At 74.6% G+C, this 14,854-nt stretch carries 16 protein-coding genes; 9 read left to right on the top strand and 7 right to left on the bottom strand.

What is annotated here, in order from left to right; genetic code table 11:
• Positions 1–85 precede the first annotated feature (85 nt).
• Positions 86–160, bottom strand: coding sequence for a 50S ribosomal protein bL37 (locus V6U77_RS30065; protein ID WP_369752275.1), 75 nt, complete (start codon positions 158–160; stop codon positions 86–88).
• 327 nt (positions 161–487) lie between these two features.
• On the opposite strand from V6U77_RS30065, the gene V6U77_RS16350 reads away from it, so the two are divergent.
• On the top strand, positions 488–709 hold the full coding sequence (locus V6U77_RS16350) for a biotin/lipoyl-binding carrier protein (RefSeq protein WP_334607190.1): 222 nt from the start codon (positions 488–490) through the stop codon (positions 707–709).
• Complete coding sequence (locus V6U77_RS16345) at positions 706–1,206, top strand: GNAT family N-acetyltransferase (RefSeq protein WP_334607183.1); 501 nt, start codon at positions 706–708, stop codon at positions 1,204–1,206. The genes V6U77_RS16350 and V6U77_RS16345 overlap by 4 nt, the downstream gene beginning before the upstream one ends.
• A 102-nt stretch (positions 1,207–1,308) precedes the next feature.
• Here the strand turns inward: V6U77_RS16345 and V6U77_RS16340 are convergent, their stop codons facing one another.
• On the bottom strand, positions 1,309–3,159 hold the full coding sequence (locus V6U77_RS16340; RefSeq protein WP_334607182.1) for a tetratricopeptide repeat protein: 1,851 nt from the start codon (positions 3,157–3,159) through the stop codon (positions 1,309–1,311).
• A gap of 189 nt (positions 3,160–3,348) precedes the next feature.
• Between V6U77_RS16340 and V6U77_RS16335 the strand changes: the two genes are divergently transcribed.
• Together V6U77_RS16335 and V6U77_RS16330 are read left to right on the top strand one after the other, a co-directional pair.
• Positions 3,349–4,380, top strand: a complete 1,032-nt coding sequence (locus V6U77_RS16335) for an SIS domain-containing protein (protein ID WP_334607181.1) — start codon at positions 3,349–3,351, stop codon at positions 4,378–4,380.
• A 25-nt stretch (positions 4,381–4,405) separates the two neighbouring features.
• Positions 4,406–5,974 (top strand): histidine kinase N-terminal domain-containing protein, encoded by a 1,569-nt coding sequence (locus V6U77_RS16330; RefSeq protein WP_334607180.1) that lies wholly within the window; start codon positions 4,406–4,408, stop codon positions 5,972–5,974.
• A 108-nt stretch (positions 5,975–6,082) separates the two neighbouring features.
• On the opposite strand, the gene V6U77_RS16325 is transcribed toward V6U77_RS16330, so the two are convergent.
• Positions 6,083–7,480 carry a glycosyltransferase family 39 protein gene (locus tag V6U77_RS16325; protein WP_442934442.1) on the bottom strand — a complete coding sequence of 466 codons (1,398 nt, stop codon included), beginning with the start codon at positions 7,478–7,480 and terminating at the stop codon, positions 6,083–6,085.
• Positions 7,481–8,088: 608 nt separating this feature from the next.
• Here V6U77_RS16325 and V6U77_RS16320 point away from each other — a divergent pair.
• Genes V6U77_RS16320 through V6U77_RS16305 form a run of 4 tightly spaced genes read left to right on the top strand, consistent with a single transcriptional unit; the run spans position 8,089 to position 11,544 of the window.
• Positions 8,089–9,804 carry a nitrite/sulfite reductase gene (locus V6U77_RS16320; RefSeq protein WP_334607179.1) on the top strand — a complete coding sequence of 572 codons (1,716 nt, stop codon included), beginning with the start codon at positions 8,089–8,091 and terminating at the stop codon, positions 9,802–9,804.
• Positions 9,801–9,959, top strand: coding sequence for an IS1 family transposase (locus V6U77_RS16315; protein ID WP_121399684.1), 159 nt, complete (start codon positions 9,801–9,803; stop codon positions 9,957–9,959). Before V6U77_RS16320 ends, V6U77_RS16315 begins: the two co-directional genes overlap by 4 nt.
• Positions 9,956–10,741, top strand: coding sequence for a phosphoadenylyl-sulfate reductase (locus tag V6U77_RS16310; RefSeq protein WP_334607178.1), 786 nt, complete (start codon positions 9,956–9,958; stop codon positions 10,739–10,741). Before V6U77_RS16315 ends, V6U77_RS16310 begins: the two co-directional genes overlap by 4 nt.
• A gap of 23 nt (positions 10,742–10,764) precedes the next feature.
• Positions 10,765–11,544, top strand: coding sequence for a sirohydrochlorin chelatase (locus tag V6U77_RS16305; protein ID WP_334607188.1), 780 nt, complete (start codon positions 10,765–10,767; stop codon positions 11,542–11,544).
• Between the two features lie 130 nt (positions 11,545–11,674).
• Here the strand turns inward: V6U77_RS16305 and V6U77_RS16300 are convergent, their stop codons facing one another.
• Together V6U77_RS16300 and V6U77_RS16295 are read right to left on the bottom strand one after the other, a co-directional pair.
• The gene (locus tag V6U77_RS16300; protein WP_007072794.1) at positions 11,675–11,932 is read right to left on the bottom strand and encodes a WhiB family transcriptional regulator; all 258 of its coding nucleotides are present in this window, start codon (positions 11,930–11,932) and stop codon (positions 11,675–11,677) included.
• A 450-nt stretch (positions 11,933–12,382) separates the two neighbouring features.
• Entirely contained in the window at positions 12,383–13,333 is a 951-nt protein-coding gene (locus V6U77_RS16295) for a diacylglycerol/lipid kinase family protein (protein WP_334607177.1), read from the bottom strand.
• A 43-nt stretch (positions 13,334–13,376) separates the two neighbouring features.
• On the opposite strand from V6U77_RS16295, the gene V6U77_RS16290 reads away from it, so the two are divergent.
• Complete coding sequence (locus tag V6U77_RS16290) at positions 13,377–13,766, top strand: hypothetical protein (protein ID WP_334607176.1); 390 nt, start codon at positions 13,377–13,379, stop codon at positions 13,764–13,766.
• Positions 13,767–13,796: 30 nt separating this feature from the next.
• Here the strand turns inward: V6U77_RS16290 and V6U77_RS16285 are convergent, their stop codons facing one another.
• Positions 13,797–14,204 carry an ATP-binding protein gene (locus tag V6U77_RS16285; protein WP_334607175.1) on the bottom strand — a complete coding sequence of 136 codons (408 nt, stop codon included), beginning with the start codon at positions 14,202–14,204 and terminating at the stop codon, positions 13,797–13,799.
• Between the two features lie 204 nt (positions 14,205–14,408).
• On the bottom strand, positions 14,409–14,813 hold the full coding sequence (gene sodN, locus V6U77_RS16280; RefSeq protein ID WP_088998581.1) for a superoxide dismutase, Ni: 405 nt from the start codon (positions 14,811–14,813) through the stop codon (positions 14,409–14,411).
• Positions 14,814–14,854: the final 41 nt, after the last annotated feature.

Here is a 14,854-nt window from a genome sequence, read left to right as displayed (position 1 = left end):
ACCGGGGGGCCTGGCGACGTGGGCGCCAGCCCCGCCGGCGTACGCGCTGACTGGTCCGCACCGGGCCGTGGGGCCCGGCCGCCGGTCAGGAGTTGGGGCGCTTGCCGTGGTTCGCGCTGCTCTTCTTCCGGGCCTTCTTCTTCCGGGCCTTCTTCGCCATGGTGACCTCCTCGTGATGGTCGGATCCGCCTGCGCACGAGCTCGGCGCCGGTGCACGCACCGGTCCTCCCGGCGCCGGGGTCCGACCCGCTGATGCTAGTGCGGCCGGTCTGCGCCGTCGTCCGCCGGGGCCGCCGGCCGTGCGCCGCGCCGCGCGACACGCCGGAGCCCCCACCCCACCGTCGGGCCGGCCGCCCCCACCATCGGCCGGTACGCCCGGGTGGCCGGGCCCGGAGTGGATCACCCGTCCGCTCCCGGCCGCTCCACGCCCGCCGGAGGTCGCCCGCATGATTGGATACGTCGGCAGGCAACCGCGAGAGGGAGGGCCCTGGACATGGCCGAGGAGATCCGCGCCGAGATGGTGGCGAACGTCTGGAAGGTCGTCGCGTCGGCCGGGGACACCGTGTCCGAGGGGGACACGCTGGTGATCCTGGAGTCGATGAAGATGGAGATCCCGGTCGTCGCCGAGTCCGACGGCGTCGTCAGGCAGCTCGCGGTCAACGAGGGTGACGTCGTGCAGGACGGTGACCTGATCGCGGTGATCGATTGACCGGCCTCTCGGTCCGTCGGGCCGGGCCGGACGACTTCGCGGCGGTGGCCCGGCTGACGGTCGCCGCGTACGAGGCGGACGGCCAGCTCAAGAACGAGCACGGCTACGCCACCGTGCTCGCCGACGTGGCGTCCCGGGCCGAGGACGGCGAGGTGCTGGTGGCCGCCGACGACGCCACCGGCGAGCTGCTCGGCTCGGTGACCTTCGTCCTGCCCGGCACCCGCTACGCCGAGCTGTCCCGGGCGGGTGAGGCGGAGTTCCGGATGCTGGCGGTGGACCCGGCCGCGCAGGGGCGGGGCGTCGGCGGCACACTGGTCGACGCCTGCCTGTCGCGGGCGGCCGAGCTGGGCTGCTCCGCCGTGGTCATCTGTGTGCGCAGCGGCTACGCCGCCTCCGCCCAGCGGCTCTACCGCCGTCGCGGCTTCGTCCGCGCGCCCGAGCTGGACTGGACGCCCCTGCCCGGCGTGGACCTGCTCGCCCTCCGCCGCCCGCTGTAGGCCGGGACGCCCCACCGACTTTCTCCGCCCTCGGGCCCGCACCCCTGCCGCCTCTCGTGCCGGGCCCGCACCCCTGCCGCCTCTCGTGCCGGGACGGCACCCCTACCGTCTCCCGTGCGGGTCCGTGCCGCCGGAGCGGGCGAGCGCGGTGAGGCGGTGCCAGAGGCGACGGAGCCGGGAGTCCCGGGGCCGGGGCACCGCACGGGTGGCGGCCAGCCGCGTGGCCAGGGCCGCCGTCTCCGGGGCCAGGGCGGGGCTGGCCAGGGCCAGGTGTGCCAGGGACGGCGCGATCGGCACCGGGCGGGTCCGGGCGACCGCTGCCACGTCGGCCAGCCGTTCGGTCACCACCCGGGCCACGTCGGGGCGTACCGCGGGATCGACCCAGGCGGCGGTGACCAGCGCGAACATGGCCGCCTCGGTGACCCAGTCCTCGACACCCCAGACCAGGTCCAGCAGCACCCGGCGCCGGGTCGACTCCGCCCACGGCTCGTCCGTGCGGTGGTGCAGCAGGCCGAGGCACGCCCACACCTGCACGCAGCGCACCCAGAGCGACGGGTCCTGCCCGAGTACCCGGCCCAGCGCGGTGGGCGGCGCCTGCGGGGGGTGCGCCAGCAGGCCGAGCAGGTCGGCCAGTTCCAGGGTGGCCAGGCCCACCGCCGCGTCGTACGCCGCCGGCGGGTGCGGCCACGCCGGATGGGCGAGCTGCCGCAGCCGCGCGACCGCCTCCGCCGAGGGCGCCGGCACGGCGGGCACGACCGTCGCCGACTCGTGGCGCCAGAGCTGCCGGGTGGTCGCCCGCCGGGGTTCGCGCGGGTCCGGGTCGGGCACGCCGGCCACCTCGATGCGCAACCCGGGTGCGGCCGTCGCGGCGGTACGCAGCGCGCTGGGCGGCGCGGGCGAGTCCAGCCGTACGGCGCCGAGGCCGACGTGCTCGTCGGTGACGGCCCGGCGCAGCGCGTCCACCACCGGCCCGGTCGCCGGCGTGACCTGCCCGAGCCAGGGCCGGCCCCGGCAGCTCTCGGCCAGGTCGCCGTGCTCGTGCGTGTCGTCGGGGTGGTCGCGGACGAAGTCGGCGAGCGCGACCAGGTGGGCCACGTCGCCGTCGCGCTGGTGGCGCAGCCGGTGCGCGGTGTGCACGGCGCACTCGAAGGAGGGGTCCCGGGCCAGCGCCCGGTCGATCCAGTCGAGCGCCTCGTCGAGCCGCCCGTTGTCGGCGAGGGTGCCGGCGATGTCGGCGTAGACGGTGAGGTCGTCGGGGTCGTGTGCGACGGCGCGACCGAGTGCCGCCAGCGCCTCGCGGGTGCGCCCGGCGCTGCGGTACGCGTACCCGAGCCACACCTCGCCGATCTTCGACGGCTCCGCGCGTACGCCCCGGGCGGCCCAGCGGATCGCCAGGTCGACCTCGCCGACCCGCCTGGCCAGCGCGGACGCCGCGCCGAGCAGCAGGCCGTGCTCGGGGTGGACGGTGACCGCGTTGCGGGCCAGCGTCAGGTAGGGGACGAGGGCGGCCCGGCCGGCCCGCGGCACCGGGTCGGCCACGGCGGCGCAGACCTGCATCAGGATCCGGGCGGTCCGGTCGGGGTCGAGGCGCTCGGCGAGTTGCGGGGTGGTCACCCACGGCACGCCGGCCCAGTCCGTCCCGGGCGCGTGACCGGTGGCCGCGACCAGCAGGTCCAGCCCTTCCGCGGGCCGGCCGACGGCGGCGAGCAGGTGGGCGCGGGCCACGACGGCACCGATGAAGGCCTGGCCCCGCAGCGGGAAGAGATCGACGCCGCCCCCGCCGTCGGCGGCGGCGAGCCGGGCGAGGATCTCGTGCACCTCGGGCAGGGTCGGGGCCTGGGCCAGCGCGGCGGCGACGTGGGCGGCGGCGTGCGCCAGGTCGCCCTCGTCGATGGCCAGGCGGGCCAGGGCGAGCTCCTCCGCCGCGGTCGGCGACCTGTCGTCCTCGGGCACGTGGTCCTCTCGCTCGTCGGGGCTCCGGTGGGGTCGGGCAAGCCTAGGTGATGTTGCGCCGACATGGTGATCATCTGCGCACTCCTGCTCGTTCGATTGCCCGGCTCGGAGCAAACGTGCAAGACTGAGCAGCAAACGCGCGGCAATCGCGCAGTGGGGGGAGTTTCCGTGACGCGTGCAGGGGCTGGCATGGCCGCCGACATCGACGAGCAGCCGGCGGGCTACGAGCGACTGCTCTCCGCCGAGCACGCCGGGGCGATCGCCCGGGTGGCGGCCGTCATCGCCGAGCGTCGCCCACGGCACGTGGTCTTCACCGCCCGGGGCACCTCCGACCACGCCGCCCTCTACGGGGCGTACCTGACCGAGATCCGGCTCGGCCTGCCCGCCGGCCTCGCCTCGCCCAGCGTCGTCACCCTCTACGGCGCCCGGCCCGACCTCTCCGACGCGCTGGTCGTCGGCGTCAGCCAGAGCGGCGGCTCGCCCGACCTCGCCGAGGTGCTGCGGGCCGCCCGCGCCTCCGGCGCGCTGACCCTCGCGGTCACCAACGCGCCCGACTCCCGGCTGACCGGGGTCGCCGAGCTCAGTGTCGACATCGCCGCCGGGCACGAGCGCGCGGTGGCCGCCACCAAGACCTACACCGCCGAGCTGCTCGCCCTGCTGATGCTCGTCGAGGGCATCCGGGCCGGCGACGGCGCGCTGCCCGCCGAGGAGCGCGAGGCGCTCGCCGCCCTGCCCGAGCTGGCCGCCCGCACCTTGGAAGACCCCACCCCGGCCCAGCTCGCGCCCCGCTACCGGTTTGCCGGCCAGCTCGTCACCACCGGTCGCGGCTACGCGTACCCGACCGCCCGCGAGGCCGCGCTGAAGCTGATGGAGACCTCGTACCTGCCGGCCCTCGCGTTCTCCGGCGCGGACCTGCTGCACGGCCCCCTCGCCATGACCGACCCGGACGTGCCGGTGCTCGCGGTGGTCGGCTCCGGGCCGGGCGGCCGGTCCATGGGCGAGGTGCTGCCCCGCCTCGGCGAGCGCCGCGCCGACGTGGTGGTGGTCGGCTCCGCCGACGTCGAGGGTGTCACCCGGATGGCCGTTCCCGAGGTCGACGAGCGGTACGCGCCGCTGCTGGACATCCTGCCGATGCAGCGCCTGGCGCTGGCCCTGGCGCTCGCCCGGGGCGAGGACCCGGACGCGCCGCGCGGGCTGAAGAAGGTCACCGCGACGATGTGACCCCCGTCGTGGCACGCTGGTCGACGTGTCCACGCTGCGCGACCTCGCCGAGGAGCACACCCGCCTCCGTCCGGCCGACATCGACCACCTGCACCGGATCGCCGGCGACTGGCAGTTGCTGTCCGATCTGTCCTTCGCCGACCTGCTGCTCTGGGTGCCCGTGGACGGCGACGGGACGTTCCTCTGCGTCGCCCAGGTCCGGCCGACGACCGCACCCACCGCGTACCTGGACGACCAGGTGGGCCGGATCGTCGGCGGGCCTGAGGTGGCACACCTGGAGGTGGCCCACCGGCAGGGCCGGATCTGGCGCGAGGGCGACCCGGTCTGGTACGGCGACGTGCCCGCCCGGCACGAGGCGATCCCGGTCCGGCTGCGCACCACCGACGGGGAGGCCGGCGAGGTGATCGCCGTGGTGGGGCGGGACACCAACCTCTCCACGGCGCGTACGCCGAGCCAGCTCGAGCTGAACTACCTGACCACCGCCGACGACCTGGCCCAGATGATCGCCGACGGGACCTTCCCGCCGCCGCGCCACCCGGGGGAGACCACGTCGGCCCCGCGCGTCGGCGACGGGCTGGTCCGGCTCGACGCCGGCGGCAAGGTCACCTACGCCAGCCCGAACGCGCAGTCGGCGTACCGGCGGCTGGGCTACGCCTCCCACCTGGTGGGCGAGGACCTGGCGGCGCTGCACCGCCGGCTGGCGAGCGACCCGCTGGAGGGCACGGACGCGGCGAACGGGATCCTCGCCGCGCTGCGCGGCGAGGCGCCACCCCGCCGGGAGATCGACGCGCGCGGCGCGACGATGCTCACCCGGGCGCTGCCGCTGATGCCCGCCGGGGTGCCGATCGGCGCGCTCGTGCTGGTCCGAGACATCACCGAGGTACGCCGCCGCGACCGCGCCCTGATCACCAAGGACGCCACCATCCGGGAGATCCACCACCGGGTGAAGAACAACCTCCAGACCGTCGCCGCCCTGCTGCGGCTTCAGGCCCGCCGGGTCTCCATGCCGGAGGCCCGGGTCGCCCTGGAGGAGTCGGTACGCCGGGTCGCCTCCATCGCGCTGGTGCACGAGACCCTCTCCATGTCCAGCGACGAGGCGGTCGAGTTCGACGGCATCGTCGACCGGGTGGCCAGCGCCGCGACGGAGGTGGCCGCCACGGAGGCCACGGTCGGCATGCGGCGCGAGGGCAGCTTCGGCGTGCTGCCCGCCGAGGTCGCCACCTCGCTGGTGATGGTGCTCAACGAGCTGCTGCTCAACGCCGTCGAGCACGGCTTCCCGCCGGACGCCGAGGCGCCCACCGGTCCTGGCCCGGCCGTGGCGGAGGCGGCCGCCCAGGCCGCTCCCGAGGTGGTGCTGTCGGCGCACCGGTTCCGCAGGATGCTGCACGTCTCGGTCACCGACAACGGGCGCGGGCTGCCGCCCGACTTCGACGCCGAACGGGGCGGCAACCTCGGGTTGCAGATCGTCCGGGCGCTGGTCACCGGCGAGCTGCGCGGCACCATCGAGCTGCGCGACGGCGCGAAGGGCGGCACCGAGGCGACGCTCGTCGTCCCGCTGGCCCGCAGCGCCGCCGAGGGCCGCTCCGCCGGCTGACCCGCGAGCCGCCCGGCGCCGGACGGTCACCGACATCCTCGGCCAGCGCCGATCGAGCCGAAGCACGGGCACCCGGGGCGGAGCCGGGCGGGAGCCGGGGCCGGTGGATCAGCGGGTGAGCAGGGCGACGGTGAGTCCCGGGCGCGGCCAGACCCGCTCGACGGTGAAGCCGGCGCGCAGCGCGTCGCCCTTGGCGCCGGCGACCGCGGCCAGCGGATCGTCGGGGCGGCCGGCCACGACCAGCCAGACCCGCTGCGCACCGGCCAGACATTCGGCGGGCCGGGCGCACTCGGCGGCCCACAGGTCGCCCCGGCGGGCCTGGTCCTCGGTCACCAGCACGTCGCGGGGCCGGCGGTCGCCCAGGTGGTACGCCAGACCCAGGTCGAGGAAGAGCCAGCTCCGGCGGGGGGAGTAGACGACCGCGTCGCCCGGCCGCTGACCGTCGGCGACGATCCGGGCCGCGCCCCGGTAGTCCACCGTCGCGCTGCGCGGCCACTCGTGGGTGCGCCGCAACGCCGCCTGGTCCGGCAGCCCGAGCAGGCCGGCCAGGGCGACGACGGCCAGCGCGGGCGGCAGCGGTACCGAGGCGAGCGCCGCGCCGGCCAGCAGGCAGCCGAAGGGCACCACGAAGACGAGATACCGGGGTACCCAGAGCGCCACGACCAGCCCTGCGGCGAAGAGCAGCAGCACGGGCAGCAGCACGGCCAGCCCGGGGAGCAGCGCGCGTCGGCCCAGCCGTGCCGCGCCCAGCGCCGCGAGCCCCACCAGCACCCCGCCCACCACCCCGCTCTGCGCCACGCCGCCCGCCAGCGCGGCCAGGTCGTCGGGTCGGGCGGTGTCCACCCAGCCGAGCTGCCGGGAGCGCTGTGCCCTGGCGAGCAGCACCAGCGGCGCCAGCAGCAGCACGGTCGGCAGCAGGGCGAGCGCCCAGCGCAGCACGCGGTTCGGCGGTCCCGTACGGCGGGTGGTGAGCACCGTCACCGCGTGCGCGGCGAGCAGGGTGAGCGCGACCAGGTGGGTGAGCCCGAGCGCGGCCACGGCGGCGGCGTACCCGGCCCAGCGTGTCCACCGGGGGCGGGCCATCGCCTCGACCAGCAGCAGGGTCGCCAGCACCGCCAGGAGGGTGGCCAGCGCGTACGGGCGGGCCTCCTGGCCGTATCGCGACGTGCCCGGGAGCACCGCGAGGAGCAGCCCGGCGAGCAGCCCGGCCCGGGTGCCGACCAGCCGCCGACCCAGGACCGCCGTCAGCCCGGCCGTGGCGGCCATGGCCAGGGCGGCGGGCAGCCGCAGCGCGGTCACCGAGTCGCCGAGGACGGCGATCCAGGCGTGCATGAACAGGTAGTAGGGGCTGGTGGCGGCGTCGATGGTGCCGGCGAGCCGGACGAGGTCCCCGGGTGACCGGCCCGCCGCGCTCCAGGTGGCCAACTCGTCGCGCCACGGCTGGGCGTGGTCGATCCCGGTCAGTACGACGGTCAGGGTGACCAGGCTCGGCGCGATCCAGACCAGCGGGCCCGCACGATCCGGCCCGGCCGTCGCCTCGCGCACCGGCGGGACGCGGTCGCCGGGCGGGTCGACGGAACCGGTCACACACCGCAGCGTCACACAGGCCGGACCTCACGTTGCGCCGATCCGGCGATCGGGTGCGGCTGGACAAGTCCGGGACGACGGTCTGCCTCATCAACCGTGACCGGCCGCATCGGACCTCGACCGCCAGGGGTGTAGTTCGTTCGCCCCGATACCCCAGAGGCATCTTCATGCCGCAGAGGTATCAGCGTTCCAGGTGGCAGCGTTCCATGAGCTTCTGGGCCACCTGCCGCGAGGTCGGGTGGCCCGTGATGTGGGATCCCGCACGCGCTCGTTGGCCGGCCCCCACCAGGTGTGGCAGCATGACTTTCATGACCGCCGCTGTCGTCCGCCGTCTCGTGGCCCGCCGCCACGTCGACTACGGCCGTGTGCGCAGCGCGATCTGTCCGGCCCACTGACGACGCCCGACCATTCTGTCTCGGGCGCGCCGCGCGCCGGCTGTTCCGACACCGTTGTCGCCAGCCCGTTCCGACGGGCCGGCCGCGCGCCCTGCGTCTCAAGAGGCACCGCAGACAACGGAGGACGCCGCCATGGCGGTCAGCAGCATCCCGGCCCGGGCCGGGGACCCGACGTCCCCCCGACCGGCCCGGGCCCCCCGCCGGCCCCGCGGGGAAGGTCAGTGGGCGCTCGGTCATCGCGAGCCGCTCAACCCCAACGAACGGATCAAGAAGGACGACGACCCGCTGAACGTGCGGGCCCGAATCGAGAACATCTATGCCCACCAGGGGTTCGCCTCGATCGACCCGCAGGACCTGCGTGGCCGGTTCCGCTGGTGGGGGCTCTACACCCAGCGCAAGGCGGGCATCGACGGCGGTCGCACCGCCGTGCTGGAGCCGCACGAGCTTGAGGACGAGTTCTTCATGCTCCGCGTACGGGTGGACGGGGGCGAGCTCACGCTGGCGCAACTGCGGGTGGTCGCGGACATCTCCCGCGAGTTCGCCCGGGACACCGCCGACATCACCGACCGGCAGAACATCCAGTACCACTGGATCCGGGTCGAGGACATGCCGGAGATCTGGCGCCGCCTGGAGTCCGTCGGCCTGCAGACCACCGAGGCGTGCGGCGACTGCCCCCGGGTCGTGCTGGGCAGCCCGGTCGCCGGGGTGGCCCGTGAGGAGCTGCTCGACCCGACGCCGGCGGTCGACGAGATCGTCCGCCGGTACGTGGGCGACAAGGCGTACTCCAACCTGCCGCGCAAGTTCAAGACCTCCATCTCCTGGCTGGTCGACACGCCCTACGAGACGAACGACGTCTCCTTCCTCGGGGTGGACCACCCGGACCACGGGCCGGGCTTCGACGTCTGGGTCGGCGGCGGCCTGGCGACGAACCCGATGCTGGCCCAGCGGCTCGGCGTCTGGGTGTCGCTGGACGAGGTCCCGGATGTCTGGGCGGGGGTGGTCGGCATCTTCCGCGACTACGGATACCGCCGGCTGCGCAACCGGGCCCGGCTGAAGTTCCTGGTCGCCGACTGGGGCGTGGAGAAGTTCCGCGAGGTGCTGGAGAAGGAGTACCTGGGCCGGGCTCTGCTCGACGGACCGGCCCCGCAGCTGCCCGACCGGCCGGTGGACCACATCGGGGTGCACCCGCAGCGCGACGGCCGTCACTACGTGGGCGTCGCCCCGGTGGTGGGCCGCGTCTCCGGCGGGCAGCTCGCCCGCCTGGCCGACGTCATCGAGGCACACGGCAGCGGGCGGGTGCGGCTCACCCCGTACCAGAAGCTGCTGGTGCTGGACGTGGCGCCGGAGCGGACCGACTCGCTGGTGCGCGAGCTGCGCGGGATCGGTCTGGAGGCGCGGCCGTCGGCCTGGCGGCGCGGCACCATGGCCTGCACCGGCATCGAGTACTGCAAGCTGGCCATCGTCGAGACCAAGGCGCGCGGCGAGGAACTGGTGGCCCGGCTGGAGGAGCGGCTGCGCGACTTCGACGCCGACATCTCCATCCACCTCAACGGCTGCCCCAACGCCTGCGCCCGCACCCAGGTCGCCGACATCGGCCTCAAGGGCCAGCTGGTGATGGGTCCGGACGGCCAGCAGGTGGAGGGCTTCCAGGTCCATCTCGGCGGCGGGCTCGGCATGGCCGAGGGGCAGACGGCCGGGTTCGGCCGCAAGCTGCGCGGCCTGAAGACCACTGCCGAGGAGCTTCCGGCGTACGTGGAACGGCTGGCCCGGCGCTACCTGGCCGGCCGGGAGGCGGACGAGACGTTCGCCAACTGGGTGATCAGGGTCGACGAGGAGGAACTCAGATGAGCGAGACCCGTTCCGCGCCGCTGTACTGCCCGTACTGCGGCGAGGAGGACCTGCGGCCGAGCGAGGCAGGCCACGGCGCCTGGGAGTGCCACGCGTGCGCCCGGGTGTTCACGGTGAAGTTCACCGGCCTGCTCGGCCGGGCGGTGGCCCGGTGAGCGGGGGCACGGACGGCCGGCCCGGCCTCGTCTCGGCGACCGGCCTCGGCCTGGTCGGCCCGGGCGCCCCGGCACCGGTCGGCGAGGCCCGGCGCGATCCCGACGAGTTGCGCGCGCTGGCCGAGGAGGCCGGCCGGGAGCTGGAGGGCGCACCCGCGCTGGAGATCGCCCGCTGGGCGGCCGAGACCTTCGGCGACCGGTTCTGCGTCACCAGCTCGATGGCCGACGCCGTGCTGGCCCACCTGGTCTCCCGGGTCGCCCCGGGCGTGGACGTGGTCTTCCTCGACACCGGGCTGCACTTCCCGGAGACGCTCCGGGTCCGCGACGAGGTGGCCCGTACGCTGCCGGTGAACGTGCGGTCCATCCGGCCGCGCCTGACCGTGGGGCAGCAGGACGGCCAGTACGGCCCGCGCCTGTTCAACAAGGCCCCGGACGACTGCTGCCAGCTGCGCAAGGTGGAGCCGCTGGAGCGGGCGCTCGGCGGCTACGACGCGTGGGCCGCCGGGCTCCGCCGGGACGAGTCGCCGACCAGGGCGAACACGCCGGTGGTGACCTTCGACGCCCGCCGGGGCAAGGTCAAGGTCAATCCGATCGCGGCCTGGCGGCAGGCCGACGTGGACGCCTACGTCGCCCGCTGGAACGTGCCGGTCAACGAGCTGTTCCGGCAGGGCTACGGCTCGATCGGCTGCTGGCCCTGCACCCGCCGCACGAAGGCGGGGGAGGACCCCCGGTCCGGCCGCTGGGCCATGTTCGAGAAGACCGAGTGCGGCCTGCACCTCTGACCCGACCGGTCCCGGGCCCGCCCGTGTGGGCGGCGCCCGGGCCGTCGGGGGCGGCCGACCCGGTGGTCCTGGTCGCCCACGGCAGTCGCGACCCGAGGGCCGCCGAGGCGACCCGGGCGCTGGCCCGGGCCGTGTCGGCTGCCCGGCCGGGCACGCCGGTGCTGGCGAGCTGGCTGGACCACACCGCCCCGGGACCGACGGCGGTGCTGCGCGACCTCGCCGCCGCCGGGCATCCCCGGGCGGTGCTGGTGCCGCTGCTGCTCACCGCGGCCTACCACCGGCGGGTGGACGTGCCGGCGGCGGTCGCGGCCGCCCACGAGGCGGGGGCGCCGATCGCGGTACGGGTGACCGACGTGCTCGGCCCGGCGGACGGGGAGGTGGACGCCGGTCTGCTGGCGGGCCTGCGCCGACGGTTGGGCGAGGCGGCGCCGGGGCGCTTCGACGGGCTGGTGCTGGCGGCGGCGGGCACGAGGGACGCCCGGGCGCGCGGCTCGGTGGGGCGGGTGGCCGCCGCGCTGCGCGCCGGTCTCGGTGTGCCGACCCGGGTGTCGTACGCCTCGGCGGCCCCGCCGGCCGTGTCGGCTGCGGTGGCGCGGCTGCGGGCGCGGGGCGCCGGACGGGTGGCGGTGTCGGCGTACTTCCTGGCGCCGGGGCTCTTCCACGACGCCGTCGCGGCAGCGGCGCGGGGTGCCGGGGCGGTGGCCGTCTCCGCCCCGCTGACCGACGCGCCGGAGCTGGCCGACCTGGTCCTGCGCCGGGTGGACGCCGTCGGCCGGGTGGCGGGGGTCACGCCCCGCTCATGATCGTCGACGGTCCCCGGCGGGTACGAGGAGGACCATGGGCGGGCCAGCCCGCGTACCGGCGGCGCTGCGGACAGCAGTACGCCCCGGCGGGCGTACCCGGCCGGGGCGTACTGGCGGTGCTTGTGGGGGATCAGGCGGAGTGAGCGCGCAGCACCCGGAGGCCACCGCGGCGCTTGACAGCCCGCCGCTCCTCCTCGCTCATCCCGCCCCAGACGCCAGCGTCCTGACCGGACTCCAGCGCCCACTGCAGGCACTGGTCGGTCACGGAGCAGCGCCGGCAGACGGCCTTGGCCTGCTCGACCTGCAGGAGAGCCGGCCCGGACGTCCCGATCGGGAAGAACAGTTCCGGGTCCTCGTCGCGGCAGACAGCATGGTGACGCCAGTCCATGGCGGCAACACTCCTCATTCTGGGTGGGTGGCAGAGATTGCTTCTGTTGCTTTTCCTATATGCATCCGCAGCGCCGAATGGTGACGGTTCGCGTACGCCTATTCGGCAGTGCGTGAGCAGGCTGTGTCGGCCCCGCGGACCTGCTGGAACAGCTCAACCTGACGAGCCTATCCAAACAATGTCCCGGCAACTCAAGTTCGCTTGTGAATACTTTCACGAACGCCCGGGATGTCAAGGGTGACGCTCGGAAAAACTCCGGGCGGTGAGCAAGCCCACAACCCCTTTGTCCGGATTCCAGCGCGTTCCTGGTTACCCGGCGTACCACTGTCGAGGATCAATATAGTACAGTCCGCGTGACATTGCTGACATTTCCGGCACAACCCCTCGGTGTGGCGGCCGTCGCATCGGTCCGGTGTCGCGGCCGCGTCGACCAAGGGCAGTACCCGAGACCTAGCAGATTACTCTCAGTGCGGCGGGAATGGATGTGAATCTGACTTTCTCCCGCTCGCCAAGGTAGTCGCCGTCGAGCTGGAACGCCTGCGGCCGCGCCGAGAGCAGGGAGAACTCGGCGACATCGTGCAGCCGCAGCACCTGGCGGCCGTGTGGATCGGGTGTCCGCGAGAAGAACTGCGTCACCGTCCGTGTCGTACTGGCCACCCGGAGCTGACGTAGGGCCAGCACGTCCAGGCCGAGATCGAAGGACGCCTCCGGGTTGGGGTTGACCTCGCGGTCGCCCAGGTACGTCCACGGCGCGGTGTTCTGGATGATGACCGTCGCCAGCTCGCCCTCGGCCAGCTCACCCGGGCGCTCCAGGCTGATCGCCGGATGACGCCGGTCGGAGTTGAGGAAGTACTGGGCCGCGGTGGACCGGAAGTAGAGCGCGGGCGTCGAGACCCGGCCCCGCCGGCGGGCCTGCTCGACCCGGTGGATGACGGCCGCGTCGAGGCCGAAGCCCGCGCAGAACGTGAAGTAGCGGTCGTCGGCCCGGCCGAGCCCGATCGTCCGGTACCGGCCCAGCCGCAGACCCTCCAGGATCATGCTGGTCCCGTCCGGCCAGTCCCGTGGCAGGCCCAACGCCCGCGCGAAGACGTTGGTCGAGCCTCCCGGCACGGTCGCCAGGGCGGGCAGCCGCTCGGCCGGCGTGGCGCCGTTCGGCAGGGTCGGCGGCTGCGCCGTCATCAACCCGTTGACGACCTCGTTGACTGTCCCGTCGCCACCCAGCGTGACGACGACGTCGACGCCCTCCTCGGCCGCCTCGCGCGCCAGGTCGGTCGCGTGTCCCCGTCGGCGGGTGTAGCGCACGGAGAGGTCGACTTCGCTGCGCAGTGCCCGGACCAGGACGTCCCGGCTGCGTTCGCTGGTGGTGGTGGCCTTCGGATTGACCACCAGGACGGCCCGCATGCGCGGCACTGTACCGCGCGCGACCACAGGTATCGTGGCGCGCGTGACCATCGACTCCGACCCGATCCCCGTCACCCTCCGCTGGGCGGTCCGGTTGCTGCGGGCCGAGGCGGTCGCCGTGGGACTGGTCGCCGCGTGGCTGCTCTGGGCCGACCTCACCGCCACCACCACCGACCTCACGTCGGCGTTGCTGGTGACCGCGTTCGCCATCGGCGCGGCGGCGGCCCTGTGGGCGCTGGGCGGCGCGCTGACGCGCCGGAGGGCGGGGGTCCGGGCGCCGGCGATCGTGCTCGAGCTGATGCTGCTGCCGATCGGGTGGTTCATGATCCAGGGCGGCATGGCGTGGCTCGGCGTACCGCTGATGGCGCTCGGCCTCGGGGTGACCGCTCTGCTGGTGAGCACCCCCACCACCCGGGCCCTCGGCTTCGAGTGACGCCCCCGCCCGCAGTCGGCGGGCGGACGGTCAGTAGCCGGAGGCGCGGCGGGTGAGCAACGAGATCGTGGCCCGACCGTCGGCGGCGGTCGCGGCCGCCGACGTGGTCAGCGCGGTGAGCACCTTCCACGCGAAGGACGACTCGGCGGGGAGCGTGGCTCCGCGCACGGTCGGCACGGTCACCTCGACGGTGAGCGCGTCCTCGGTGACCGCGAAGCGGCAGTCGAGCTCCGCGTCGCGGGTGGCGATGGCGAGCAGCATCGCGCACGCCTCGTCGACGGCGATGCGCAGGTCCTCGATCTCGTCGAGGGCGAACTGGAGCCGCGCCGCGAGCCCCGCGGTGGCGGTACGTAGCACCCCGAGGTAGCCCCCGTCCGCGGGCACGGTGAGGTGCACGACGTCGTCGTCGGTCGTCGGCTGCCCGGTCAGTTGAGTCACCACTCATCCCCCCGGTCGGGGACTCTACCCGCTCGGCCGCCCGGACGTGTGGGGACCGCCACGTGCCCGCGCGACGGACCCGTCAGCGCGTCCCCGCCGAGGCGGTGGGGACGGGTTCGTGGCCGGCCGATCCGTGCGCCATGACGACGACGGCCGGCACACCCTCGGGGCGTGCCGGCCGGATCGTCGGCGGACCGGTGGGGGTCACGCCTGCTTGGTCTCCCAGAAGATCTTGGAGATCTCGTCGATCTTCTGGAGCAGCTCGTCGGCCTTGGACGGGTCGGTGCCGCCCTTCGCGCCGGCGGCCCCGGCCAGCTTCGTGGCCTCGTTGAACAGCTGGTGCAGGTGCGGGTACTTCTCGAAGTGGGCCGGCTTGAAGTAGTCGGTCCAGAGCACCCACAGGTGGTGCTTCACCAGGTCGGCGCGCTGCTCCTTGATCAGGATCGCGCGGGTGCGGAACTCGGGGTCGGTGTTGGCCTGGTACTTCTCGCAGATGGCCTTCACCGACTCGGCCTCGATCCGGGCCTGGGCCGGGTCGTAGACGCCGCAGGGCAGGTCGCAGTGGGCGCTCGCGGTCACGCGGGGCGTAAGGATGCGCGGAAGTCGCATCAGGATCCTCCATGGGAAGTTTGCGATGATCCAAGACGACA

Origin of the sequence: Micromonospora sp. CPCC 205546, from assembly GCF_036902715.1 — a bacterium.
In the GTDB taxonomy this organism is placed as follows: Bacteria; Actinomycetota; Actinomycetes; order Mycobacteriales; family Micromonosporaceae; genus Micromonospora.
The sequence above is the reverse complement of the archived record's forward strand: the minus strand, read 5'-3'. Positions and strand labels throughout refer to the sequence as shown.